The organism is Amycolatopsis sp. NPDC028719 (assembly GCF_055565395.1).
The window spans coordinates 752,579-775,618 of record NZ_JBVHUL010000002.1 but is presented as its reverse complement, the minus strand read 5'-3'; the positions used below and the strand labels follow the sequence as shown (position 1 = coordinate 775,618).

The following is a 23,040-nucleotide window of genomic DNA, read 5'->3' as shown; positions in this document are numbered from 1 at the left end:
GTCTTGAATGAGTCGTCCGGGACCTCTCGAGACCTGGATGACTCATTCAAGACGTCGGCGAGGGGACGGGAACCGGGCGGGACTCAGCCTTCGCCGGTGAGCTTCCCGCGGAGCTGCTCCAGCGTCTGCGACAGCAGCCGGGAGACGTGCATCTGGGAGATGCCGACGCGGTCGGCGATCTGGGTCTGGGTCAGCCCGCCGAAGAACCGCATCACGAGGATCGCGCGCTCCCGCTTCGGCAGCTCTTGGAGCAGCGGCTGGAGGGCCTCGTGGTTCTCGACCATCGCCATCTCGTGGTCGGGTTCGCCCATGGTGTCCGCCAGCGACAGCGCCTCGGCGTCGTCGTGCACCGGCTTGTCGACGGAAAGGGCCTGGTAGGCGTTGCCGGCCAGCAGCCCTTCGCGGACTTCGTCGACGTCCAGGTTCAGGTGCTCCGCGAGCTCGGTCGGGGTGGGCGCGCGGCCCAGGCGCTGGGACAGCACCGCCGAACCCTGGCTCAGGGACAGGTGCAGCTCCTTGAGCCGCCGCGGGACCCGCACCGACCAGCCGGTGTCCCGGAAGTGGCGCCGCACCTCGCCCATGATCGTCGGCACCGCGAAGGACAGGAAGTCGTGGCCGCGGTCGGGGTCGAACCGGTCGACCGCGTTGATCAGGCCGATCCGGGCCACCTGGACCAGGTCCTCGCGCGGCTCGCCACGACCCGAGAAGCGGGTGGCGATGTGCTCGGCGAGCGGCAGCAGCTCGGTCACCAGCTTGCTGCGGACGACGTCGCGCCGCGGGTCGTCGGGGCCGAGGGTGCCCAGTTCCTCGAACAGCGGCTCGCAGTGGGCATATTCGTCCGGGCGGTGCAGGAGGGTTTTTCGCTCGCCGCTCACGCGCTCGTTCCCGGGTTGAGCACCAGTTCGATCGTGACGATGCCCGCGCCTCCTCCGGGCAGCACGTCACAGTGCGCGGTCACCGAGCGGCTGAGCGTGGTCAGCACGTGCCAGCCGAAGGTGCGGTCACTCGGGGGCCGCGGGTCGTTCGACCGCGTCGAGATGGTCACGTGCAGGCCGTCGCCGCCCTGCCGGAACCGGCAGTGCAGCTGAGTGCCCAGCTCGGCCAGCTGGACGAGCTGCGCACAGGCCTCGTCGACGGCCATCTTGGCGTCGGCGATGGCGTCCAGCCCGAAGTCCGCGCGTGAGACCACGCCGTGGGTGAGCATGCGGACGAGGGGGATCTGCTCAGCCATGGCGGGCAGGCGCAGCTCCACCAGTTCCTCGAGCAGCTCTTCCAGCGTCGGCTTGGCGCCGTGCGAGCCACCGGTTCGTGTTTCTTCCATACGGGAGGTACTACCCATCTGGGCTAATGACGACACTTCGTGGTCAGGGGTTTCCGGTTCGGTCACCGGCCGAGCGCCCGTTCGAGCTCTTTCTTGCTCATTGTCGAGCGCCCGTTGATGTTCCGCTTCTTCGCCTCGTTGTAGAGCTGGTCCTTCGTCGGGCCGCCGGGGCCCTTGCGGTTGCCGGAACGCTCGCCGCCGCGCTGCTGGGGCGACTTGTCCTTCAGGGACGTCTTGCTGGCCTGCCGGGACTCGCCCGACTGCGCGCGGTTCTTGTTCACCGTGCGGGCGGCGATCTCCTTCGCCCGTTTGGTGCCGGCTCCGCGGTCCTCGGCCGAGTCCTTGACGTGCTCGTACTGGCGTTCGCGCTTCTCGCTCCACGACTGAGGCATGACAGCTCCCTTCGTACTACACGGGTCGAATACCCGGTCGATCATCGGGTAAACGTCCCTCGCGGGCGATGAGCCAGCAGTATCGGACACCGGTTACCCACGCCGCGGAGCGGGTACGCGAGGCGAAACCGAGAGGAGGCGCCGATGCGGATCGGCTACACGCTGATGACCGAGCAGACCGGGCCGAACGAACTGGTCCGGTTCGCCGCCGGTGCGGAACACGCCGGCTTCGACTTCGAGGTCATGAGCGACCACTATTCGCCGTGGCTGGCCGAACAGGGCCACGCCCCGTACGCCTGGAGCGTGCTGGGCGCGGTCACGCAGAGCACCGAACGGGTCGAGCTGATGACCTACGTGACGTGCCCGACCATGCGCTACCACCCGGCGGTGGTCGCGCAGAAGGCGGCGACCGTGCAGGCGCTGTCGGGCGGCCGGTTCACCCTGGGCCTCGGAGCGGGCGAGAACCTCAACGAACACGTCGTCGGCCGCGGCTGGCCACCGGCGAACGTCCGGCACGACATGCTCGCCGAGGCCATCCAGATCATCGGCGGCCTGTTCGACGGCGGGTACTTCGACTACGAAGGCAAGCACTTCCGCGTCGACTCGGCGAAGCTGTGGGACCTGCCGGAGAAGCGGACGCCGGTCGGGGTCGCGGTGTCCGGTTCACAGTCGATCAAGCGGTTCGCCCCGGTCGCGGACGCGATGATCGCCGTCGAGCCGAAGGCGGAGCTCTCGAGCGAGTGGGACGCGACGAAGCTCGGCCCGCCGACCCGCAAGATCGGCCAGATGCCGGTGTCGTGGGGCACCGACCGCGAGGCCGCGGTGAAGCGCGCCCACGAGCAGTTCCGCTGGTTCGCCGGGGGCTGGAAGGTCAACTCCGAGCTGCCGGGGCCGGCCGGGTTCGCCGGTGCGACGCAGTTCGTCCGCGAGGACGACGTCGCCGGGTCGATCCCGTGCGGCCCGGACGTCGAAGCGATCGTCGAGGGCGTGCGCGAGTTCGAGAAGGCGGGCTTCACCGACGTGGCGCTCGTCCAGATCGGCGGGGACCAGCAGGAAGGCTTCCTGGACTTCGCCGAAAAGGAGCTGCTCCCGGCGTTGCGAGCGTAGCTCCACCCGTTCGGGGTAGCGCGAATCTCGGTCGTCAGGAGTAGGACGCGGAGTACGGGACTTTCCCAGCGGCGGGAGGTGCGCATGACCGAGGTGAAGCCGGCACCGAGCCTGCGGGCGGTGCCTCTGGCGGTGGCGCGGCGCGGGCCGAAGGGCGGCACGCTGCTCGCGCTGCTGCGCACCACCGACCCGAAGCAGATCGGGCTGCTGTACCTGACGACGTCGTTCGCCTTCTTCATGGCGGGCGGCGCGATGGCGCTGCTGATGCGCGGGGAGCTGGCCCGGCCCGGGCTGCAGTTCCTGTCGCCGGAGCAGTACAACCAGATGTTCACCATGCACGGCACGATCATGCTGCTGCTGTACGCGACCCCGAACCTCTTCGGGTTCGCGAACTACATCCTGCCGCTGCAGATCGGCGCGCCGGACGTCGCGTTCCCGCGGCTCAACGGGTTCGCCTACTGGCTCTACCTGTTCGGCGGGCTGATCGTGATCAGCTCGTTCCTGACCCCGGGCGGGGCGCCCGACTTCGGCTGGACGGCCTACACGCCGCTGTCCAACGCCATCCACTCGCCCGGCGTCGGCGGCGACCTGTGGATCATGGGCCTGATCGTGTCGGGTCTCGGGACCATCCTCGGCGCGGTCAACATGGTCACCACGATCGTGTGCCTGCGCTGTCCCGGGATGACGCTGTGGCGGATGCCGATCTTCACCTGGAACATCCTGTTCACCGCCGTCCTGATCCTGCTGGCGTTCCCGATCCTCACGGCCGCGCTGTTCGGCCTGGAGGCGGATCGCCGGCTCGGGGCGCACGTGTTCGACCCCGAGAACGGCGGGGCGATCATGTTCCAGCACCTGTTCTGGTTCTTCGGCCACCCCGAGGTCTACATCGTGGCGCTGCCGTACTTCGGGATCGTCACCGAGATCGTGCCGGTGTTCAGCCGGAAGCCGCTGTACGGCTACCGGCTGATGGTGTTCGCGACCGTCGGGATCACCGGTCTGTCGGCGGTGGTGTGGGCGCACCACATGTTCGCCACCGGCGCGGTGCTGCTGCCGTTCTTCTCGATCATGACCTTCCTGATCGCCGTGCCGACCGGGATCAAGTTCTTCAACTGGATCGGCACGATGTGGAAGGGGCACCTGAGCTTCGAGACGCCGATGCTGTGGTCGATCGGCTTCATGGTGACCTTCCTGTTCGGCGGCCTCACCGGCGTGATCCTGGCGTCGCCGCCGCTGGACTTCCACGTCACGGATTCCTACTTCGTCGTCGCGCACTTCCACTACGTGCTGTTCGGCACGATCGTGTTCGCGACGTTCGCCGGAATCTACTTCTGGTTCCCGAAGATGACCGGCCGGCTGCTCGACGAGCGCCTCGGCAAATGGCACTTCTGGACGACGTTCATCGGCTTCCACACGACGTTCCTGATCCAGCACTGGCTGGGTGACATGGGGATGCCGCGCCGGTACGCGGACTACCTGTCCACGGACGGCTTCACGACGCTGAACACGATCTCGACGATCGGCGCGTTCATCCTGGGCGCGTCGACGCTGCCGTTCATCTGGAACGTCGTGAAGAGCTACCGCTACGGCGAGCAGGTCCTGGTCGACGACCCGTGGGGCTTCGGCAACAGCCTCGAATGGGCGACGACGTGCCCGCCGCCGCGGCACAACTTCCTGGACCTGCCGCGGATCCGGTCGGAGCGGCCCGCGTTCGAGCTGCACCACCCGGAGGCCGTCGAGCAGATGAAGGAGGAGCGGTACGTCCGCTCCAAGCGGGCCCAGGCCCGGGCGCTGGACCGGGGCGGGCAGCCGCCCGCGTCGCGGGAGGGGCACGCGGGCACGGCGGGTTCGTCGCGCTGACCCCGCCGTGCCGGTGGCCGCTCAGGCCGGTGCGTGCTCCGGGGCCGGGGCGGAGAGCGTCAGGCGCCGGTCGGCCTCCGTCACCCGCAGGGCCCGGCGGACCATCGGGTTCGTCCCGGGGATCACCCGCAGGTCCGTGCCGTTCTGTTCGGCCTGCAGTGCCGCGTGCAGCAGCACGCGGACACCCGCCACGCCGAGGAAGTCCACTTCGGACAGATCGAGGGTCAGCCGCTCCGGGGTCGCCCACAGGCGGTCCGCGAGCAGGGCGGCCAGGTGACCGGCCGTCGCGGTGTCGAGAGCGCCGCGGGCGGTGATCAGCACCGCGTGCGGGGCGGGCCACGCCGTGCGCAGCCGCAGGGCAGGATTTCGAGGTCGGGGGATCATCACCACGCCGGTTCGCCGCCGTCCTGGTACCGCGCGGAGCCAAGGCGCCGCGCTCGGGGTGTTCCGAGCCGGCTGCTGTGCTGAACCGATACCCGAGCCTAACCGGGTGAGAGCCGCCCGCAACCGCCGTTACTCCGAACGGGCGTGTGGCGCGCGACGGCGGTGACCGCTTGTGCCTGCGGTGATCGGGATGCAGTAATCTCGCGTCGGACCCGTTAAAGCGCTAGCGGCCCACTAGTGGCGCGCGCCCGGGTCCTCCCTGGTTGAGAGCGCCCTGAGAACCGAGAAGAGGGGCGTCACCAGGATGACGGGCGGCGATGAGCGGCTCACCGCGCGGTTGGACGAAGTCACGGTAGCGATGGAATCGCTCACCTCCATGCTGGACTCGGAGCTCGATCTCGGTCAGATGCTGCAGGCGATCTGCGACCACGTGGTGCAGGTGGTGCCAGGGGCCGACATGGCCAGCATCACCCTGGTACGCGAAGGCGTGCCGGAGACGGTGGCCAGCACCGACCAGCGGGCGGTGAACTTCGATCGCGAGCAGTACCGGATCGGGGACGGCCCGTGCCTGCGCGCGGCCGAGACCGGGCAGCCGGTGCGCGTGGGTGTCGGCGCCGTCGGCGACGTGTGGCCGCAGTTCGTGTCGAAGGCCGAACAGCTGGGGGTGGCGAGCTTCCTGGCCGCGCCGCTGACCGTGGACGGCGACATGGCCGGCGCGGTGAACCTCTTCGGCTTCGGCGAGCATGGCTTCAGCGAGCTGGGCACGAAGATCCTCGAGCTGTACACGGCGACGGTGGTGTTCGGCCTGCGCAGCGCGCGCCGGTACTTCGCCGCCCGCGAGCTGATCGACCAGCTGAACCGGGCGCTGGAGACGCGCGCGGTCATCGACCAGGCCAAGGGAATCCTGATGGCCGCGCACCGGATCACCGCGGAGGAGGCGTTCCAGCGGCTGGTGAAGCGGTCCCAGGACGGCAACCGCAAGCTGCACGAGGTGGCGGCGGAGTTCGTGGAGGCGGTCGCGACCACGACCGCGTGACGTCCCGCGTACCCGGATAGTCGGCTCACGTACCTGGACAGTCGGTTCGCGTACCTGGACGGTCGGCTCGTGAGCCGACCCTCCGGGTACGTGGCCGACCCTCTGGGTACGGCTAGCCGGCCGGGACCTCGTCCGGGGGTGCGTCCGTTTCCGCCACCGGGTCGGGCCGGTGTCTGCTGCGCTGGCACGTCGTGCAGACCAGGGTGCGGCCGAGCACGGTCCCGTCGTCGCCCACGACCTGGGCCACGTGCATCGTGGGGAAGCCGCAGACTTCGCAGGGCAGCGACCCGTCCTCACGGCTGATGCGGAGCTGGGTGCCCATCCGGCCTCCTGTGTGACGTGGGTCTCACCACCTTGCCGGGTTCCCGGTCGGAGACCGGTGAATTCACTCGTTCGGCCTAGCGTCGGCGGTCTCCGGGAACCCGGTCGGTGCCTCTTGTGTTTGGTGGGGTGAGGCCGGGTAACCGGCCGGCGGAAGGGTTGACCCGGGGATTGCCGGAGGGGAGCGAACATGCGAGACAAGCGGAACGACCTGCGACCGGTGGCGGACCTGCTGCTGGAAGGTGGGGACACGCCGGGGCAGGCCGCGACCCGGCGCCAGGCGGCCTTGGCCGTCGCGGCGAACGCGAAAGACTCCGAAGACTGCGCGCAGCTGCTCGACATGCTGGGTCTGCACCGGGCCGGCGGACGCAGCAGCGAGGTCGCCTGACGCACGACGCACCCCGGAGCCCGCCGAGACCCCCGGTCCGGCGGGCTCCGGCACGTCACCCTCCGCCACCACGCCGCGTTTCGCGGCCCGGCCACGCGGGTATCGCTGCCGGTGAGGAGGTCGAGACATGGCCAGACCGGTGTGGAGCGGCGCGCTGAGCCTGGGGCTGGTCACCGTTCCGGTGGAGCTGTACCCGGCGGTGGCGGACCACACGATCCACTTCCACCAGTTCGAACGCGGGACGTCGGACCGGATCCGCAACCGCAAGGTCAACGAGCGGACCGGCGACGAGGTCACCCAGGACGAGATCGTCAAGGGCTACGACCTCGGCGGCGGTGACCACGTGCTCGTGGAGCCCGACGAGCTGGACGAAATCGCTCCCGAGCGATCCCGGCGGATCGACATCGAGCAGTTCGTCGAGCTCGACGAGATCGACCCGTGGTTCTACGACCGCACGTACTGGCTCAAGCCGGCGAAGGAGGATTTCGCCAAGGCGTACGGCCTGCTGCTGCAGGCGATGGACCGCAGCGAGAAGGCCGGGGTCGCGAAGTTCGTGTTGCGCGGCAAGGAATACCTGTGTGCGGTCCGCGCCGGTGAGGACGTCATGGTGCTCAACACCCTGCACTTCGTCGCCGACCTGCGGAAGCCGAAGGACGTCATGGGCGGCCTGCCCAGCCTCCCGAAGCCGCGGCCCAAGGAACTCGACATGGCGCTCTCGCTCGTCGACGAGATGACCGCGCCGTGGAAGCCGGACGACTACCGCGACGAGTACTCCGAGCGCGTCGAGGACCTGATCAAGGCCAAGAAGCAGGGCAAGGAGATCGCCCACGAAGAGGAGCCGGAGCAGTCGGCCGACGTCGTCGACCTGTTCGAGGCGCTGTCGCGCAGTGTGAAGAACCGCAAGGGCGGCGGCGGCAAGAAGCCCGAGAAGAAGGCGGCGAAGAAGAAGGAGCCCGACCTCGCGGAGCTGTCCAAGTCCGACCTGGACAAGCTGGCCCGCGAGCAGGGCGTGAAGGGCCGGTCGAAGATGACGCGCGCCGAGCTGGAGAAGGCGCTGAAGGCCTCGTGACCAAGGTGACCGGACCCGGCTGGCGCGAACCGACCCTGGCCACGCTCACCGGCCGCCGGTTCTCCGACGAGGACTGGCTCTACGAGCGGAAGCTGGACGGCGTCCGGGCGATCTGCGTGCGCGACTCGGGGACGCCGACGCTCTACTCGCGCAACCACAAGGTGATGGACAACGCCTACCCCGAGCTCGTCGAGGCCCTCGCGGCCCAGGGCGGGGCGCGGTTCGTGGCCGACGGCGAGATCGTGGCGTTCGACGGCGGCAACACCAGCTTCGCCGCGCTGCAGCCCCGGATCCACGTAAGCGATCCAGGCCGCGCGCGGGCGACCGGCGTGCGCGTCTACTACTACCTGTTCGACCTGTTGTACTACGACGACCAGGACACGACCGGGCTCCCGCTGCGGCAGCGGAAGGCGTTGCTGCGCGACGCGTTCGACTTCGAAGACCCGCTCCGGCTGTCGGCGCACCGCAACACCGAGGGCGAGAAGTTCTACGCGGAAGCCTGCCGGCGGGGCTGGGAGGGCGTCATCGCGAAGCGGGCCGACGCGCCGTACCACCACGGGCGGTCACCCGACTGGCTGAAGTTCAAGTGCGCGCAGGGGCAGGAGCTCGTCATCGGCGGCTTCACCGATCCGCAGGGCGCCCGGCACGGCTTCGGTGCGCTCCTGCTCGGTTACCACGAGGACGGCGGCCTGAAGTACGCCGGCAAGGTCGGTACCGGGTTCGACGAACGGCTGCTGTCGTCCCTGCACGCACAGCTGCGCGAGCGCGAAACGAAGCGGTCGCCGTTCGCCGGGGCGGTGAAGGAACCGGGCGCGCACTGGGTCCGGCCGGACCTGGTCGCGCAGATCGACTTCTCCGAATGGACGCGCGACGGGCGGCTGCGGCACCCTCGGTTCGCCGGGCTGCGCGAGGACAAGAAGGCGGCGGACGTGGTGCGGGAGCGGGCGTGAGCGACGAGATTTCCCATGCGGACAAGGTGTACTACCCCGCCGACGGGCTCACGAAGGGCGACGTTGTCGAGTACTACCGGACGGTCGCCGAGGTGATGGTGCCGCACCTGCGCGGCCGCCCGCTCACCCTGCGGCGGTTCCCCGACGGCATCGACGGGCAGGGCTGGTTCCAGAAGCACCCGGGGGAGCACTTCCCGGACTCGATCCGCGTCGAGAGCGTCCCCCGGCGGGGCGGCGGCACGGACGACTACGTGGTCTGCGACGACGCCGGGACGCTGGACTACCTGGCGCGGCAGGGCACCCTGGAGTTCCACGTCTGGCTGTCCACGGCCGACGCACCGGAGCGGCCCGACCGGCTGGTGCTGGACCTCGACCCGCCGGACGGCACGCCGGTCGCCGAGCTGCGCGCGGTCGCGCGGCGGATCCGCGACCACTACGAGCGGGCCGGGCTGACGCCGTTCGTCCAGGCGACCGGCGGCCGCGGCTTCCACGTGCTCGCGCCCCTCGACGCGAAGTCGGACACCGAGGTCGTGCTCGAGCTGTCCCGCGCGCTGGCCGACGCCGTCGCCGCGGACGACCCGGACCGCCTGACGACGGCCCAGCGCAAGGACAAGCGCGGCGACCGGATCTTCCTGGACGCCAACCGCAACGGCTACGCGCAGACGTTCGTCGCGCCGTACTCGCTGCGCGCCCGCCCCGGCGCGGCGGCCGCGACTCCGCTGGACTGGCGCGAGCTGGGCAAGGCCGAGCCGGACGGCTGGAGCCTGGCCAAGGAGAAGCAGCGCTTGGCGCGCAAGGAGGACCCGTGGCGAAATCTGGACGAGCACGCGGGGTCGGCGGAAGCGGCGCTGCAGCAGCTCACTTGAGGGTCTTGCCCGCCGCCTTCAGGTCCGCGACGAAGGCCGCGTAGGCCTCGTCGCGGTCCGGGGCGCGCAGGACGGCCGACGGGTGCACGGTCGCGACCGCCGACGGCACCAGCTCGGCCACGTCTTCGGGTGCTTCGACGGGTTCGCCGCGGTGGGCCGTCAGCCGGAACTTCGGGCCCAGCAACGACTGCGCGGCCGTCGCACCCAGCAGCAGCACCAGCTCCGGGCGCACCGCGCGCAGCTCGGCCAGCAGCCACGGCCGGCAGGCGACCACCTCGGTGCGGCCGGGCTTCTGGTGGATGCGCCGCTTCCCGCGTTCGTCGCGCTTGAACTTGAAGTGCTTGACCGCGTTGGTGACGTACATCGCCTGCCGGTCGAACCCGGCTTCTTCGAAGGCCCGGTCCAGGAGCCGCCCGGCGGGGCCGACGAACGGCTCGCCCGCGAGGTCCTCCTTGTCACCCGGCTGCTCGCCGACGACCAAAACCTTCGCCTTCTTCGTCCCCTCGCCGAAAACGGTCTGCGTCGCGTCCTGGTACAGGGCGCATCCGTGGCAGCCGGCCGCGGCCGACCGCAACGTGTCGAGATCGGTGCTGTCCGGCGGTTCCGCTCCGTGCGTCTGCGGCATGAGCGGGGAAGTTCCCCGTTCCGCGGCCGGGTAAACCACGGTTCCGGCCCGCGCGGCTCGGGTACCCGCTGTCCATGCCCCGGAGCCGAGGAAAGATCGAAGTCGCGACGCGCGTCATCCTGGACACCCCCGACGACCTGGCCGAGCACTACACGCCGGGCGTCGCGGAGCAGGCGAAGCGGGTCACGGACGATCCGTCGGCGCTCGCCCGCGAGACCGTCAAAGCGAACTCCGTCGCCATCGTCTCCGACGGGTCGGCCCTGCTCGGGCTCGGTGACCGGGGGCCGGCCGCCGCGCTGCCGGTGATGGAGGGCAAGGCGGCGCTGCTCAAGCGGTTCGCTGACGTCGACGCGTGGCCGATCTGCCCGGTCAGCCGCGAACCCGACGACCTCGTCCGCACCGTCAAGGACCTCGCGACGTCGTTCGGCGCGATCAACCTCGAGGACATCGCCGCGCCGCGGTGCTTCACGATCGAACGGCGGCTGCACGACGAGCTCGACATCCCGGTCTTCCACGACGACCAGCACGGTACGGCGGTCGTCGTGCTCGGCGCCCTGCACAACGCGCTGAAGCTGACCGGCCGCGAGCCCGGGAAGACGTCCGTCGTCATCGCCGGCGCCGGCGCGGCCGGCAGCGCGATCGCGCGGCTGCTGCTGCGCGCCGGCCACCGCTCCGACGGGATCGTCGTCTGCGACAGCGAAGGCGTGCTGCACCCGGGCCGGGACCTGACGGGGGAGAAGGGGTGGCTGGCGGAGAACACCAACTCCGCCGGAGCCACCGGAAGCGTGCGGGACGCGGTGCGCGGCGCGGACGTGTTCGTCGGCGTCAGCGCGGGCGGCCTCCTCGGCCCGGACGACATCGCCGCGATGGCCGATCGCGCGATCGTGTTCGCCCTGGCCAACCCGGATCCGGAGGCCGACCCCGACGCCGCGCGCGAGCACGCGGAGATCGTCGCCACCGGCCGCAGCGACTTCCCCAACCAGATCAACAACGTGCTGACGTTCCCGGGGATGTTCCGCGGCCTGCTCGACTCGGGCGCGCCGCGGGTCACCGGCGAGATGCTGCTGGCGGCGTCGCGCGCCCTGGCGGACGTGGTGGGGGACGACCTGGACGCGGGCCACATCGTGCCGAGCGTGTTCGACGAGGCTCTGGTGCCGGCGGTGGCGGACGCGGTCGCCGGCGCGGCGAAGGCGGCCGAATAGTCCTTTGTGGACCCTGGGCTCAGTGCGGGCCGGTGGCCGGGGAAGTGCCGTCGGGCGCGGGCTTGCGGGTCGTCTCGGCGCGGGCGATGTGCCACGCGACGAGCGCGCCGGCGCCGACCGTGCCCCAGAGCACGAGCTCGGCGTCGCGGGCGAAGAGGCCGACGACCAGCATGACCACCGCGGTGATGTCGCACAGCACGAGCAGCAGGTTCCACCGCCGGGCTTCGCGCAGGGTGCGGCCGGCGAAGGCGGCCGCGAACGCGGGATCACTCGCCTGCAGTTCCCGCTCGATCTCGTGCAGCGCGTGGCGTTCGCGATCCGGCAGCATGATGGGCCTCCTCGCCTCGGCTGTCTGAGTGGTACCCGCTCCGCGCCCCTTCGAAGCGACACTTTTTCGTGAAAGTCAGTGGTTGTCGCGGGGGATGCCCTTCGTCTTCGCGATCCGCTGGTACGCCACCGCCGGGCGCAGGACCATGCCGTCGCACAGCTGGTCGACCATCGACCGCTGGATCTCCTGCCACGGCGTCTGCGCGTCGGGGACCGGGTACCCGCCCGACTCTGCCAGCTCCTTGTGCCGCAGCGCGAGCTCTTCGTCCGGGATGAGCACGTCCGCGGTGCCGGCGGCGAGGTCGATGCGGACCCGGTCGCCGGTCCGCAGCACGGCGAGCCCGCCGCCCGCCGCGGCTTCGGGAGAGGCGTTGAGGATCGAGGGGGACCCGGACGTACCGGACTGGCGGCCGTCGCCGAGGCACGGGAGTTCGCGGATCCCCTGCTTGATCAGCGCCGCCGGCGGCCGCATGTTGACCACCTCCGCCGCGCCCGGGTAGCCGAGCGGCCCGGTGCCGCGCATGACGAGCAGCGAGTGCTCGTCGGCGCCGAGGTCCGGGTCGTCGATGCGGGCGTGGTAGTCCTCGGGACCGTCGAAGACGATCGCCGTGCCCTCGTAGACGCCACCGCCGAGGTAGCGGCGCCGGAACTCCGGCGAGATCACGCTCGACTTCATGATCGCCGCGTCGAAGAGGTTGCCCTTGAAGACCAGGAACCCGGCGTCTTCGGTGAGGGCCGTGCCGAACGTGCGGATGACGTCCCGGTCGCCGGCCTCGGCGTCGCGGCAGTTGTCGCCGAGCGTGCGGCCGTTGACCGTGCGCGCGTCCTCGTGGACGAGCCCGTGCCGCATCAGCTCGTGCACCACGGCCGGGACGCCGCCCGCGCGGTGGAACTCCTCACCGAGGTACTTCCCGGCCGGCTGGAGGTCGACCAGCAGCGGGACGTGGTGGCCGAGCCGCTGCCAGTCGTCGAGGGGCAGGTCGACGCCGACGTGCCGGGCGATCGCGCCGATGTGGATGGGCGCGTTGGTCGAACCGCCGATCGCCGAGCTCACCACGATGGCGTTCTCGAACGCTTCGCGCGTCAGGATGTCGGAGGGTTTGAGGTCCTCGCGCACCATCTCGACGATCCGCAGCCCGGTGCGGTAGGCCATCCGCGCCCGGTCGCGGTGCGGCGCCGGGATCGCCGCGCAGCCGGGCAGGCTCATCCCGAGCGCTTCGGCGAGCGCGTTCATCGTGGAGGCGGTGCCCATGGTGTTGCAGTGCCCGGGCGACGGCGCGGACGACGCGACGAGCTCCATGAACCCCGCGTCGTCGATCTCCCCGGCGGCGAGGAGCTCGCGGGCCTTCCAGACGATGGTCCCGGACCCGGTGCGCTCGCCGTTGTACCAGCCGTTGAGCATGGGACCGCCGGACAGCACGATGGCCGGGATGTCCACTGTCGCGGCGGCCATCAGGCACGCCGGGGTGGTCTTGTCGCAGCCGGTGGTGAGGACGACGCCGTCGATGGGGTAGCCGTAGAGCGTCTCGACCAGGCCGAGGTAGGCGAGGTTCCGGTCCAGGGCGGCGGTCGGGCGCTTCCCGGTCTCCTGGATGGGGTGCACCGGGAACTCGATGGCGATCCCGCCGGCCTCCCGGATGCCTTCCCGGGTGCGGTCGGCGAGCTGCAGGTGGTGCCGGTTGCAGGGGGACAAGTCGGAGCCGGTCTGCGCGATGCCGATGATCGGCCGGCCGGACTGCAGCTCCTCCCGGGTGAGGCCCCAGTTCATGTACCGCTCGAGGTAGAGGGCGGTCATCCCGGGGTCGGCGGGGTTGTTGAACCAAGCTTCGCTGCGCAGTCCCATACCGGCCAGTCTGTCAACGGCACGGCCGGAGCGCATCCCCCTGCGGCTCGCCGGAAAGCCGTGAATGTCGCATCGAGGGACTTCAAGTCCCTCGATGCGACATTCACGGACTTCGCCGGTGGGTCAGCCCAGGCCGTTCAACCCGATCACCCGGGAGTACCAGTGGGCACTGCGCTTCGGCGTCCGGACCTGGGTCTCGTAGTCGACGTGGACCAGCCCGAACCGCTTCGCGTACCCCTCGGCCCACTCGAAGTTGTCGAGCAGCGACCAGTAGAAGTACCCGCGCAGGTCGACGCCCGCCGCCAGCGCGTCGTGGGCCGCCCGGAGGTGGGAGTCCAGGAACGCCACGCGGTCGGTGTCGACGATGTCACCGCCGTCGGAGACGACGTCCGGGTAGGCCGCGCCGTTCTCCGTGATGTACAGCGGCACCCGGCGGTAGCCGCGGTGGACCTGCAGCAGCGACTCGGTCAGCCCGGCCGGCTGGACCTCCCAGCCGGAGTCCGTGCGGGGAGCCGCCGGATCCGGGACGAAGTGGACGTCGCCCGCGCCGACCCACTCGGGGCCCGCCGGCTCGCTGCCCGGCACCGGACGCCCCGCGACGCGGTAGTCGCGGTAGTAGTTCACGCCCAGCCAGTCGACGTGCGCCGCGATGATCGCGCTGTCCTCGGGCTCGACGACGTCGGCCAGCCCGAACGGCTCGAGGTCGGTCACCAGGTCGTCCGGGTAGCCGCCGCGCAGCACCGGGTCGAGGAACAGCCGGTTCTGCAGGCCGTCGATCCGCCGGGCCGCGGAGACGTCGGAGACGTTCGCCGGGTCGTGCGGCACGACCGGGTAGAGGTTGAGCGTGATCCCGGCCGGGGTGCCCGGCGCGTGCCGGCGGATGATGTCCATCGCCAGCCCGTGCCCCAGCAGCAGGTGGTGCGTGGCGGCGACGGCGGCCCGGTGGTCGGAGCGGCCGGGCGCGTGGATGCCGCCCGCGTAGCCGAGCATCGCCGCGCACCACGGCTCGTTCAGCGTCGACCAGCTGGCGACGCGGTCACCGAGGCGCTCCAGCACCGTCTCGGTGTACTCGGCGAACCGGTACGCGGTGTCCCGGTTCGTCCAGCCGCCCTGCTCCTCCAGCGTCTGGGGCAGGTCCCAGTGGTAGAGCGTCGCCCACGGCTGGATCCCGGCCTCGAGCAGGCAGTCGACCAGCCGGTCGTAGAAGGCGAGCCCGGCGGCGTTCGGGGCGCCGCCGTCCGGGCGCACCCGCGGCCAGGCCAGCGAGAAGCGGTAGGCGCCGAGGCCGAGCCGGCGCATCAGGCCGACGTCCTCGGAGTACCGGCGGTAGTGGTCGGCGGCCGGGTCGCCGGTGTCGCCGCCCACGACCGCGCCCGGGCGGCGGGCGAAGACGTCCCAGACCGAGTCGGTGCGGCCGTCGGCCGTGGTGGCTCCTTCGACCTGGAACGCGGCGGTGGCGGCGCCCCAGACGAAGCCGGGCGGGAACATCAACGCGGCGCTTTCCCGGTCCTCTGTCGCCCGAACGCTGTCGGGATGTACGGACATGTTCACCCTTTCACGGCACCTTGCATGATCCCGGCCACGATCTGGCGGCCGAGGAGGACGAAGACGATGAGGATCGGGATGGTGGCCAGGGTCGTGCCGGCCAGCACCAGCGAATAGTCGACGTAGTAGCCGCTCTGGAGCTTCTCCAGCGCGACCTGGACGGTCGGGTTGCCCGCGTCCAGGACCACCAGCGGCCACAGGAAGTCGTTCCAGGACATCATGAACGTGAACATCGCGAGGATCGCCGCGGCCGGGCGCACCGCGGGCAGGCAGATGTTCCAGAAGATCCGGATCATGCTGCAGCCGTCCACGCGCGCGGCCTCGATCAGCTCGTACGGCAGGGCATCCACTGTGTACTGCCGCATCCAGAACACGCCGAACGCGGTGACCAGGTTGGGCACGATCACCGCCGTCAGGGTGCCGGTCCAGCCCAGTTCGGACATCGCGATGAACAGCGGGATGATGCCGAGCTGGGTGGGCACCGCGAGCGTGACGACGATGAACACGAACAGCTTGTCGCGTCCCCGGAAGCGCAGTTTCGCGAAGGCGAACCCGGCCAGCGAGGAGAACAGCACCGTCGTCAGGGTCACCGTGCCCGAGACGAGGACGCTGTTGCCCAGCGCCTTCCAGAACGGCACGGTGTCGAACACCCGCGCGGCGTTGGCGAAGAAGTTGCCGCCGGGCACGAACGGCGGGATGCGCTCGGTGAGCATCCCGTTGTCGCGGCTGGCCACGAGGAACGACCAGTAGAACGGGAACAGCGAGCCGAGGACGAAGATCGCCAGGACGATGTAGGTCGCCTTGCGTGGCTTGCCGAGCGTGGCGACCTTCTGCCGGAATCCCGGTTTCCGGACGTCATCGCTGATGTCACTCTGGAGGGTGGTCATTTCTTCTTCACCGCCGGGGTGCGGGCGATCCGGCCGGTGAGGAAGAAGTTCACCAGCGCGATGAGCACGATGATCAGGAACAGCACCCAGGCGATCGCCGAGGCGTAGCCGAGATCGGCGTTCTGGAAGGCCGTCTGGTAGAGGTACAGCGTCACGGTCTGGAATTGGTTGGTGGAGCCGCCGTTGTTCGACCCGGGCATGGCGTCGAACAGCTTCGGCTCGGTGAAGATCTGCAGGCCGCCGATCGTCGAAGTGATCGTGACGAAGATCAGCGTCGGCTTCAGCAGCGGCAGCGTGACGTTGAAGAAGCGGCGCCACGTGCCCGCGCCGTCGATCAGCGCCGCCTCGTGCAGCTCCTTGGGGATGGCCTGCATGGCCGCCAGCACGATCAGGGCGTTGTAGCCCGTCCAGCGCCAGTTCACCATGATCGCGATCGCGACGTGGCTGCCGAACCGGTTGGCCTGCCAGTCGACCGGGTCCAGCCCGATGGTCTGCAGCACGCCGTTGATCAGCCCGTACTTCGGGCCGAAGAGGTTGGCGAAGATGATGCCGATGGCGACGAGGCTGGCCGCGTACGGCAGCAGGATGCCGACCCGCCAGCCCGTCGCGCCGCGCAGCCGGGCCCCGAGCAGCGCCGCCAGCAGCATCGCGATGATGAGCTGCGGGACGCTGGAAAGCAGGAAGATGCTGATCGTGTTCGTCAGCGCGTTCCAGAACTGCGCGTCGGCGAAGAGCTCCTTGAAGTTGTCGAGGCCGATGAAGTCGGGGTCGTCGCTGCCGGCTTCCCACTTGAACAGCGAAACGTACGCGGTGTAGAGCAGCGGGAACAGCCCGACGATCCCGAACAGGATGAAGAACGGCGCGATGTAGAGGTACGGCGAGACCTTGACGTCCCACCGGCTCAACCGGTGACGGAAGGTGGGCCGGGGAGACACTCGCTCCCCGGCCTTACTCCCTTCCGGCGCGATCTTGTCGATGACGGTCATCTGCTCAGCGCGTGATCTTCTTCGCGGCTTCGACCATCTGGTTCCAGCCGTCCGCAGCCGACTTGCCCTGCTCGACCGCCTGCAGGGCCGGGCTGGACGCGTTCTCCTGGATCTGGCCGTCGCCCGGGCCCTTGTACTGCGGCTTCTGGACCTTCTTGGCCTGCTCGGCGAACAGCTCGCCGACCTTCGTGTCACCGAAGTAGTCGTCGGTCTTGCTCAGCAGCGCGGGGTCGGTCAGCGCCTTGACCTGGCTCGGGAAGGTGCCCTTGGCCTGGAACGCCTTGATCTGCTGCTCCGGGGCGGTCAGCCAGGCCGCGAGCTCGGCGGCTTCCTTCGGGTGCTTCGACTGCGTCGGGACGGTCAGGTACGAGCCGCCCCAGTTGCCGCCGCCGCCGGGGAAGGCCGCGGTGACGGCCCACTTGCCGGCGTTCTCCGGGCCGGCCTGCTCCTTGATCACGCCGAGCATCCAGGCGGGGCACACCTTCGTGGCGAACGCGCCCTGCTTGAAGCCGGTGTTCCACTCGTTGCTGAACGCGGTCAGCTTGGCCGACTCGCCCTTGGCGACGGCGTCGGTGACCTTGGTCCAGGCGTCCTTGATGCCCTGGTTGCCCTCGACGGCCAGCTTGTCGTCGGTGCCGATGTAGCCCTGGGGGAGCTGGTTGACCATGGCGTTGAAGTTCTGCGCGGCCGAGTCGAACCAGGCCTTGCCCTTGCTCTTCTGCACGAAGTCCGCGCCGGCGGAGAAGTAGCTGTCCCAGGTGGCGAACAGCGGCTTGACCGCTTCGGGGTCGTCCGGCAGGCCGGCGGCCTTGAACATGTCCTTGCGGTAGCACATGGCGAGCGGGCCGATGTCGGTCCCGTAGCCGATGAGCTTGCCGTCCTTGGTCTTGGCGGCTTCGTACTTCCAGTTCAGCCAGCGGTCGGGGGAGGCGTCGGCCGGGCCGATCTTGCTCAGGTCGTTGAACTTCGAGCCCTTGTCGAGGAAGTCCGACAGGTGGCCCTCTTCGAGCGCCGTCACGTCGGCGAGGCCCGAGCCCGCGGCCATCTTGGTGACGAGTTCCTCGTGGTACGGGCCGCCCTGGCCGGTCTTGCGGTGGGTGATCTTGATGTTGGGGTGCAGCCGCTCGTACTCCGGGATGAGGGCCTCGTACCCGAACTCGGTGAACGTCGCCAGCGTCAGGTCGACGTGCTCGTTCGGAGCCGCCGCGGGCGGGGTCGCGTCACCGCCGCTGCCGCAGGCTGTGGCGCCGAGCGCCGTCATCGTGATGCCCAGTGCGAGGACCAGGCCGTTCCGGATCGTTCTCACGTGTCCAACCACCTTGTTGACGGGAATGAGCGCTCTCACTGCTGGGAGCCGATCTGGGAGCGCTCCCAGGTGTCGCAGAGTCTGCTGGGGCCCTTCACCGGTGTCAAGGGGTCGTAACCGGAGTGTTTCCTGCGAGGAGCGCTCCCGGACGTGCGCGGGCGTGAACGTTAAGCTGGGGCGGTCAGGGTGGTAACGGGTGGATGAGGGCGGTGCCGTGGGGCCTCGAGCAGGGGATGAAGAACGGCCGACGCTGGAGGACGTCGCGGCGTTCGCCGGCGTGTCGCGGTCGACGGCGTCCCGCGCGTTGAACGACGACGCGTACGTCAGCGCGGCGGCGCGCGAGAAGGTCCTCGCCGCGGCACGCGACCTGGGCTACTCCCCGAACCAGGCGGCCCGCTCCCTGGTCACGCGGCGGACCGGGGCCGTGGCGGTGGTGCTGTCGGAACCGGAGTCCCGGCTGCTCGACGACCCGTACCGGGCCGCCGTCATGCGCGCCGGCTACCGGGAGCTCGCCGACGTCGGCCGCCAGATGGTGCTCATCTTCAGCGACATCCGCGAGGACCTGAGCCGGACGGTCCGCTTCCTCGAAGGCGGCCACGTCGACGGCGCGCTGGTGTTCGCGCCGCACCGGGCCGACCCGCTGCCCAAGGCGCTGCGGCTGCTGCGCATCCCGGTGGTGTTCGGCGGCCAGGCGGCCGGCATCCGCCGCGGCGTGCACGTCGTCGACTTCGACAACGAGGGCGGCGCCCGGCTCGCGGTCGAGCACCTGGTCGCGTCCGGGCGGCGGCGGATCGGCACCATCGCCGGGCCGCAGGACCAGGGTGCCCCGATCGACCGGCTCGCCGGCTGGCGCAAGACCCTCCTGGACGCCGGGCTCGACCCCGCCGACCTGGCCGAAGAGGCCGACTTCACGCTGTCCGGCGGCGCGAACGCGATGGCCGCGCTGCTGGCCCGCCACCCGGACCTCGACGCGGTGTTCGTCGCGAGCGACATGATGGCGGTGGGCGCGCTGCGCACCCTCGACTCGGCGGGCCGCCGCATCCCCGAGGACGTCGCGGTGGTCAGCTTCGACGACAACGCGACGCTCGCCCCGGCGATGGACCCGCCCCTGACCTCGGTCCACCAGGACCCACGCGAGCAGGTCCACGCGATGGTCGAGACGCTGATGCAGCTGCTCGACGACCAGAACCTCAAGCCCCGGCAGCAGATCCTCCCGACCTCCCTGGCGGTCCGCGCCTCGAGCTGACTCCGTGGCGACCCTCCGATCACGCGTGTCGACCCTTCGCGTCCGTGCCCGGCCGGCGAACTCGCGTGCCCAGAGGGTCGGCTCGTGTGATTGAAGGGCCGGCACGCGTGATTAGAGGGTCGACACGGTCGCGGGCGGCGGTGGCTGGGAGCGGTCCCGGCTGAGGTGCACGCCTTTGGCGCTAAACGGCGTTTCCTCAGCACGCCGCGTGACCAAGTCGCTGGGCCGTTCGAGTGGTGGGGCGACCATCGGCCGCGGCTGTTCAGGAACGTTCAGTGAGCCGTCGTGCGCCGGGCGCGCAGATGTGACGTCTTCGTCCGAGGTGTCCTTCTGACTCGATTCTTTACATCCACGTTTCCGGCTGGCTACCGTCTGCGCCTGGAAGCGCTCCCAGATCGCTGGCTCCCTACGGACAAAGGAGTTCCGCAGCCATGCGTTCCTCTCCCCGATGGCGCCGTGTGCGCCGAACGCGCTGGTTACGCGGCCGCGCGCTGGCCCTGGCTTCGGCCGTGGTCGCGCTCACCGCCGGGCTGGTCGCCCCACCTTCGGCGCTCGCCGCCGACGTCGCCTGTTCCGTCACCTACACCACCAACGACTGGGACTCCGGGTTCACCGCCAGCGTCTCGCTGCGCAATGACGGCGCGGCCCTCGACAGCTGGAAGGTCGGCTGGACGTTCCTCGACGGCCAGAAGGTCCAGCAGGGCTGGAGCGCCACCTTCGCCCAGACCGGCACCGCGGTCACCGCCACGAACCTCTCCTACAACGGCCACCTCGACACCGGGGCGAGCACCAGCTTCGGCTTCAACGGATCCAAGGGCTCCGCCAACCGCCCACCCACCGACTTCTCCGTCAACGGCACCGCCTGCACCGGCGCCAACAAGGCCCCCACCGTCAGCCTGACCTCACCGGCGTCGACCGGCACCTACTACGCCCCGGCCACCGTCCCGCTCGCCGCCACCGCCGCCGACAGCGACGGCACGGTCAGCAAGGTCGAGTTCTACGCCGGGGACACCCTCCTGGCCACCGACACGGCCGCGCCGTTCGAAGGCAGCTGGGCGAACGTCCCGGCCGGGACGTACTCGATCACGGCCAAGGCCTACGACAACAAGAACGCGTCGACGACGTCCAGCCCGGTGAGCGTGAAGGTCCTTTCCGGACCCACGATCGTCGCGGCTCCCGCGACCGCGCAGGTCAAACAGGGCGGGACGGGCACGTTCGCCGTCTCCCTCGCCGGCGCGCCCACCGGCCCGGTCACCGTCGCCCTGGCCAGGACGGCGGGCAGCACCGACCTGACGGCGAGCCCCACGAGCCTCACCTTCACGACGGCGAACTGGAGCACCCCGCAGAACGTCACCGTGCAGAGCGCCGACAACGGGGGAGCGCTGGGCAGCGCGACCTTCACCGCCAGCAGCAGCGGGTACACCGCGGCGACGGTGACGGTGAACGAGATTTCGTCGTCCACTTCGGACTACCAGCTCGCGTTCCTGACCCAGTACAACAAGATCAAGGACCCGAACAACGGCTACTTCCGCAAGTTCGGCAACATCCTGGTGCCCTACCACTCGATCGAGACCCTGATCGTCGAGGCGCCGGACCACGGCCACGAGACGACTTCGGAGGCGTTCAGCTACTACCTGTGGCTGGAAGCGTCCTACGGGCGGATCACCGGGGACTGGGCACCGTTCAACCAGGCGTGGACGTCGATCGAGACGTACGCGATCCCGTCGGCGGCCGACCAGCCGGGCAACTCGGGCTACAACGCGAGCAAGCCCGCCACCTACGCGGCCGAATACCCGAGCCCGAAGCAGTACCCGTCGCAGCTGCAGTCCGGCGTGTCCGTCGGTGCCGACCCGATCGCGGCGGAGCTGAAGGCGGCCTACGGCTCGGCGGACGTCTACGGCATGCACTGGCTGCTCGACGTCGACAACATCTACAAGTTCGGGCACTGCGAGGACGGCACTAACACCGCGCCGGCGTTCATCAACACCTTCCAGCGCGGTTCGCAGGAGTCGGTCTGGGAGACGATCACCCAGCCCAGCTGCGACGTCCTGAAGTTCGGCGGCAAGAACGGCTACCTCGACCTGTTCACCGGCGACACGTCCTACGCGAAGCAGTGGAAGTACACCAACGCACCCGACGCGGACGCCCGCGCCGTGCAGGTGGCCTTCCAGGCCGAGAAGTGGGCCGCCGCGCAGGGTAAGAGCTCGGACATCGCGGCCACCGTCAAGAAGGCCTCGAAGATGGGCGACTACCTGCGGTACTCGCTGTTCGACAAGTACTTCAAGAAGATCGGCAACTGCGTCGGCGCGTCGAGCTGCGCCGCCGGCACCGGAAAGGACAGCGAGCACTACCTCGTCTCCTGGTACTACGCCTGGGGCGGCTCGATGGACTCGTCCAGCGCGTGGGCGTGGCGCATCGGGGACGGTGCGGCGCACCAGGGTTACCAGAACCCCTTGGCGGCGTACGCCTTGTCGACGGATCCGGGCCTGAAGGTGACGTCGGCGACCGGCGCGAGCGACTGGGCGACCAGTCTCGGCCGGCAGCTGGAGTTCCTGCAGTGGCTGCAGTCGTCCGAAGGCGGGCTCGCCGGCGGCGCGACCAACAGCTGGGAAGGCCAGTACGGCACCCCGCCGTCCGGCACGCCGACGTTCTACGGGATGTTCTACGACCAGCAGCCGGTCTGGCACGACCCGCCGAGCAACCAGTGGTTCGGCTTCCAGACCTGGGGCATGGAACGGATCGCCGAGTACTACCAGGCGACCGGCGACGCCCGGGCGAAGAAGATCCTCGACAAGTGGGTCCCGTGGGCGATCGCGAGCACCACGGTCGGGGCCGGCGGCAGCTTCCAGATCCCGGCCGACCTGACGTGGAGCGGCGCGCCGGACACCTGGAGCGCCACCAGCCCGGGCTCGAACACCGGCCTGCACGTCACCGTGAAGAACTACAACAACGACGTCGGGGTCGCCGCCTCACTCGCCAAGACGCTGCTCTACTACGCGTCGGGATCGAGCAACGCCCAGGCCAAGTCGGTCGGGGAGCAGCTGCTCACGGCGCTCTCGGCGAACGCCGACACCAAGGGCATCACGGTGCCGGAGACCCGGTCCGACTACGACCGGTTCGACGACACCTACAACGCCACCACGGACCAGGGGCTGTACGTGCCCACGGGCTGGACGGGCACGATGCCGAACGGCGACGCGATCAACTCCAGCTCGACGTTCACCTCGATCCGCTCCTTCTACAAGAGCGACCCGCAATGGCCGAAGGTCCAGTCCTACCTGGACGGTGGCGCCGCACCGACGTTCACCTACCACCGGTTCTGGGCGCAGTCGGAGATCGCCACGGCGTTCGCCGCGCACGTCGCCCTGTTCGGCTGAAAGGC

At 70.0% G+C, this 23,040-nt stretch carries 22 protein-coding genes; 10 read left to right on the top strand and 12 right to left on the bottom strand.

The window, feature by feature from the left end:
* Positions 1 to 83: 83 nt before the first annotated feature.
* The 3 genes from ACZ4TR_RS11600 to ACZ4TR_RS11590 all read right to left on the bottom strand — a co-directional run bounded on the left by ACZ4TR_RS11600 (position 84) and on the right by ACZ4TR_RS11590 (position 1,713).
* Entirely contained in the window at positions 84 to 875 is a 792-nt protein-coding gene (locus tag ACZ4TR_RS11600) for a SigB/SigF/SigG family RNA polymerase sigma factor (RefSeq protein WP_465286973.1), read from the bottom strand.
* Entirely contained in the window at positions 872 to 1,321 is a 450-nt protein-coding gene (locus ACZ4TR_RS11595; RefSeq protein ID WP_465286972.1) for an ATP-binding protein, read from the bottom strand. The genes ACZ4TR_RS11600 and ACZ4TR_RS11595 overlap by 4 nt, the downstream gene beginning before the upstream one ends.
* Before the next feature lie 62 nt (positions 1,322 to 1,383).
* Entirely contained in the window at positions 1,384 to 1,713 is a 330-nt protein-coding gene (locus tag ACZ4TR_RS11590; RefSeq protein ID WP_465286971.1) for a plasmid stabilization protein, read from the bottom strand.
* A 144-nt stretch (positions 1,714 to 1,857) separates the two neighbouring features.
* Between ACZ4TR_RS11590 and ACZ4TR_RS11585 the strand changes: the two genes are divergently transcribed.
* Positions 1,858 to 2,820 carry an LLM class F420-dependent oxidoreductase gene (locus ACZ4TR_RS11585; RefSeq protein ID WP_465286970.1) on the top strand — a complete coding sequence of 321 codons (963 nt, stop codon included), beginning with the start codon at positions 1,858 to 1,860 and terminating at the stop codon, positions 2,818 to 2,820.
* Between the two features lie 84 nt (positions 2,821 to 2,904).
* Positions 2,905 to 4,677, top strand: coding sequence for an aa3-type cytochrome oxidase subunit I (ctaD, locus tag ACZ4TR_RS11580; RefSeq protein WP_465286969.1), 1,773 nt, complete (start codon positions 2,905 to 2,907; stop codon positions 4,675 to 4,677).
* 21 nt (positions 4,678 to 4,698) lie between these two features.
* Here ctaD and ACZ4TR_RS11575 read toward each other — a convergent pair whose 3' ends face one another.
* Complete coding sequence (locus tag ACZ4TR_RS11575; RefSeq protein WP_465287350.1) at positions 4,699 to 5,061, bottom strand: STAS domain-containing protein; 363 nt, start codon at positions 5,059 to 5,061, stop codon at positions 4,699 to 4,701.
* Between the two features lie 304 nt (positions 5,062 to 5,365).
* On the opposite strand from ACZ4TR_RS11575, the gene ACZ4TR_RS11570 reads away from it, so the two are divergent.
* Complete coding sequence (locus ACZ4TR_RS11570; protein WP_364521762.1) at positions 5,366 to 6,097, top strand: ANTAR domain-containing response regulator; 732 nt, start codon at positions 5,366 to 5,368, stop codon at positions 6,095 to 6,097.
* A gap of 112 nt (positions 6,098 to 6,209) precedes the next feature.
* Here the strand turns inward: ACZ4TR_RS11570 and ACZ4TR_RS11565 are convergent, their stop codons facing one another.
* Complete coding sequence (locus tag ACZ4TR_RS11565) at positions 6,210 to 6,419, bottom strand: hypothetical protein (RefSeq protein ID WP_364521764.1); 210 nt, start codon at positions 6,417 to 6,419, stop codon at positions 6,210 to 6,212.
* Positions 6,420 to 6,608: 189 nt separating this feature from the next.
* Here ACZ4TR_RS11565 and ACZ4TR_RS11560 point away from each other — a divergent pair, with 189 nt between their 5' ends.
* From ACZ4TR_RS11560 to ligD (ACZ4TR_RS11545), 4 genes are all read left to right on the top strand, one after another.
* Complete coding sequence (locus ACZ4TR_RS11560) at positions 6,609 to 6,806, top strand: hypothetical protein (protein WP_465286968.1); 198 nt, start codon at positions 6,609 to 6,611, stop codon at positions 6,804 to 6,806.
* Between the two features lie 127 nt (positions 6,807 to 6,933).
* Positions 6,934 to 7,875 carry a non-homologous end joining protein Ku gene (ku, locus tag ACZ4TR_RS11555; protein ID WP_364521768.1) on the top strand — a complete coding sequence of 314 codons (942 nt, stop codon included), beginning with the start codon at positions 6,934 to 6,936 and terminating at the stop codon, positions 7,873 to 7,875.
* Positions 7,876 to 7,880: 5 nt separating this feature from the next.
* The gene (ligD, locus tag ACZ4TR_RS11550; RefSeq protein WP_465287349.1) at positions 7,881 to 8,825 is read left to right on the top strand and encodes a non-homologous end-joining DNA ligase; all 945 of its coding nucleotides are present in this window, start codon (positions 7,881 to 7,883) and stop codon (positions 8,823 to 8,825) included.
* Positions 8,822 to 9,691 carry a non-homologous end-joining DNA ligase gene (gene ligD / locus ACZ4TR_RS11545; RefSeq protein ID WP_465286967.1) on the top strand — a complete coding sequence of 290 codons (870 nt, stop codon included), beginning with the start codon at positions 8,822 to 8,824 and terminating at the stop codon, positions 9,689 to 9,691. The genes ligD (ACZ4TR_RS11550) and ligD (ACZ4TR_RS11545) overlap by 4 nt, the downstream gene beginning before the upstream one ends.
* Here the strand turns inward: ligD (ACZ4TR_RS11545) and ACZ4TR_RS11540 are convergent.
* A complete protein-coding gene (locus ACZ4TR_RS11540; RefSeq protein WP_465286966.1) occupies positions 9,684 to 10,316 on the bottom strand; it encodes a UdgX family uracil-DNA binding protein in 633 nt (210 codons plus the stop codon). The two genes, ligD (ACZ4TR_RS11545) and ACZ4TR_RS11540, sit on opposite strands and share 8 nt — an antisense overlap.
* Before the next feature lie 74 nt (positions 10,317 to 10,390).
* On the opposite strand from ACZ4TR_RS11540, the gene ACZ4TR_RS11535 reads away from it, so the two are divergent.
* On the top strand, positions 10,391 to 11,518 hold the full coding sequence (locus ACZ4TR_RS11535) for an NAD(P)-dependent malic enzyme (protein WP_465286965.1): 1,128 nt from the start codon (positions 10,391 to 10,393) through the stop codon (positions 11,516 to 11,518).
* A gap of 19 nt (positions 11,519 to 11,537) precedes the next feature.
* Here ACZ4TR_RS11535 and ACZ4TR_RS11530 read toward each other — a convergent pair whose 3' ends face one another.
* From ACZ4TR_RS11530 to ACZ4TR_RS11505, 6 genes are all read right to left on the bottom strand, one after another.
* Positions 11,538 to 11,846 (bottom strand): DUF3040 domain-containing protein, encoded by a 309-nt coding sequence (locus ACZ4TR_RS11530; RefSeq protein WP_465286964.1) that lies wholly within the window; start codon positions 11,844 to 11,846, stop codon positions 11,538 to 11,540.
* A 75-nt stretch (positions 11,847 to 11,921) separates the two neighbouring features.
* Positions 11,922 to 13,688 (bottom strand): IlvD/Edd family dehydratase, encoded by a 1,767-nt coding sequence (locus tag ACZ4TR_RS11525; RefSeq protein ID WP_465286963.1) that lies wholly within the window; start codon positions 13,686 to 13,688, stop codon positions 11,922 to 11,924.
* Positions 13,689 to 13,811: 123 nt separating this feature from the next.
* The gene (locus ACZ4TR_RS11520) at positions 13,812 to 15,233 is read right to left on the bottom strand and encodes a GH1 family beta-glucosidase (RefSeq protein WP_364521777.1); all 1,422 of its coding nucleotides are present in this window, start codon (positions 15,231 to 15,233) and stop codon (positions 13,812 to 13,814) included.
* 2 nt (positions 15,234 to 15,235) lie between these two features.
* On the bottom strand, positions 15,236 to 16,120 hold the full coding sequence (locus ACZ4TR_RS11515; protein ID WP_364521779.1) for a carbohydrate ABC transporter permease: 885 nt from the start codon (positions 16,118 to 16,120) through the stop codon (positions 15,236 to 15,238).
* Complete coding sequence (locus tag ACZ4TR_RS11510) at positions 16,117 to 17,106, bottom strand: carbohydrate ABC transporter permease (RefSeq protein ID WP_364521781.1); 990 nt, start codon at positions 17,104 to 17,106, stop codon at positions 16,117 to 16,119. The genes ACZ4TR_RS11515 and ACZ4TR_RS11510 overlap by 4 nt, the downstream gene beginning before the upstream one ends.
* Before the next feature lie 4 nt (positions 17,107 to 17,110).
* Positions 17,111 to 18,412, bottom strand: coding sequence for an ABC transporter substrate-binding protein (locus tag ACZ4TR_RS11505; RefSeq protein ID WP_465286962.1), 1,302 nt, complete (start codon positions 18,410 to 18,412; stop codon positions 17,111 to 17,113).
* A 250-nt stretch (positions 18,413 to 18,662) separates the two neighbouring features.
* Between ACZ4TR_RS11505 and ACZ4TR_RS11500 the strand changes: the two genes are divergently transcribed.
* A complete protein-coding gene (locus ACZ4TR_RS11500; RefSeq protein WP_465287348.1) occupies positions 18,663 to 19,658 on the top strand; it encodes a LacI family DNA-binding transcriptional regulator in 996 nt (331 codons plus the stop codon).
* Positions 19,659 to 20,089: 431 nt separating this feature from the next.
* Positions 20,090 to 23,035: a glycoside hydrolase family 48 protein gene (locus ACZ4TR_RS11495; RefSeq protein ID WP_465286961.1), complete on the top strand. Its 2,946-nt coding sequence runs from the start codon at positions 20,090 to 20,092 to the stop codon at positions 23,033 to 23,035.
* Positions 23,036 to 23,040 lie beyond the last annotated feature (5 nt).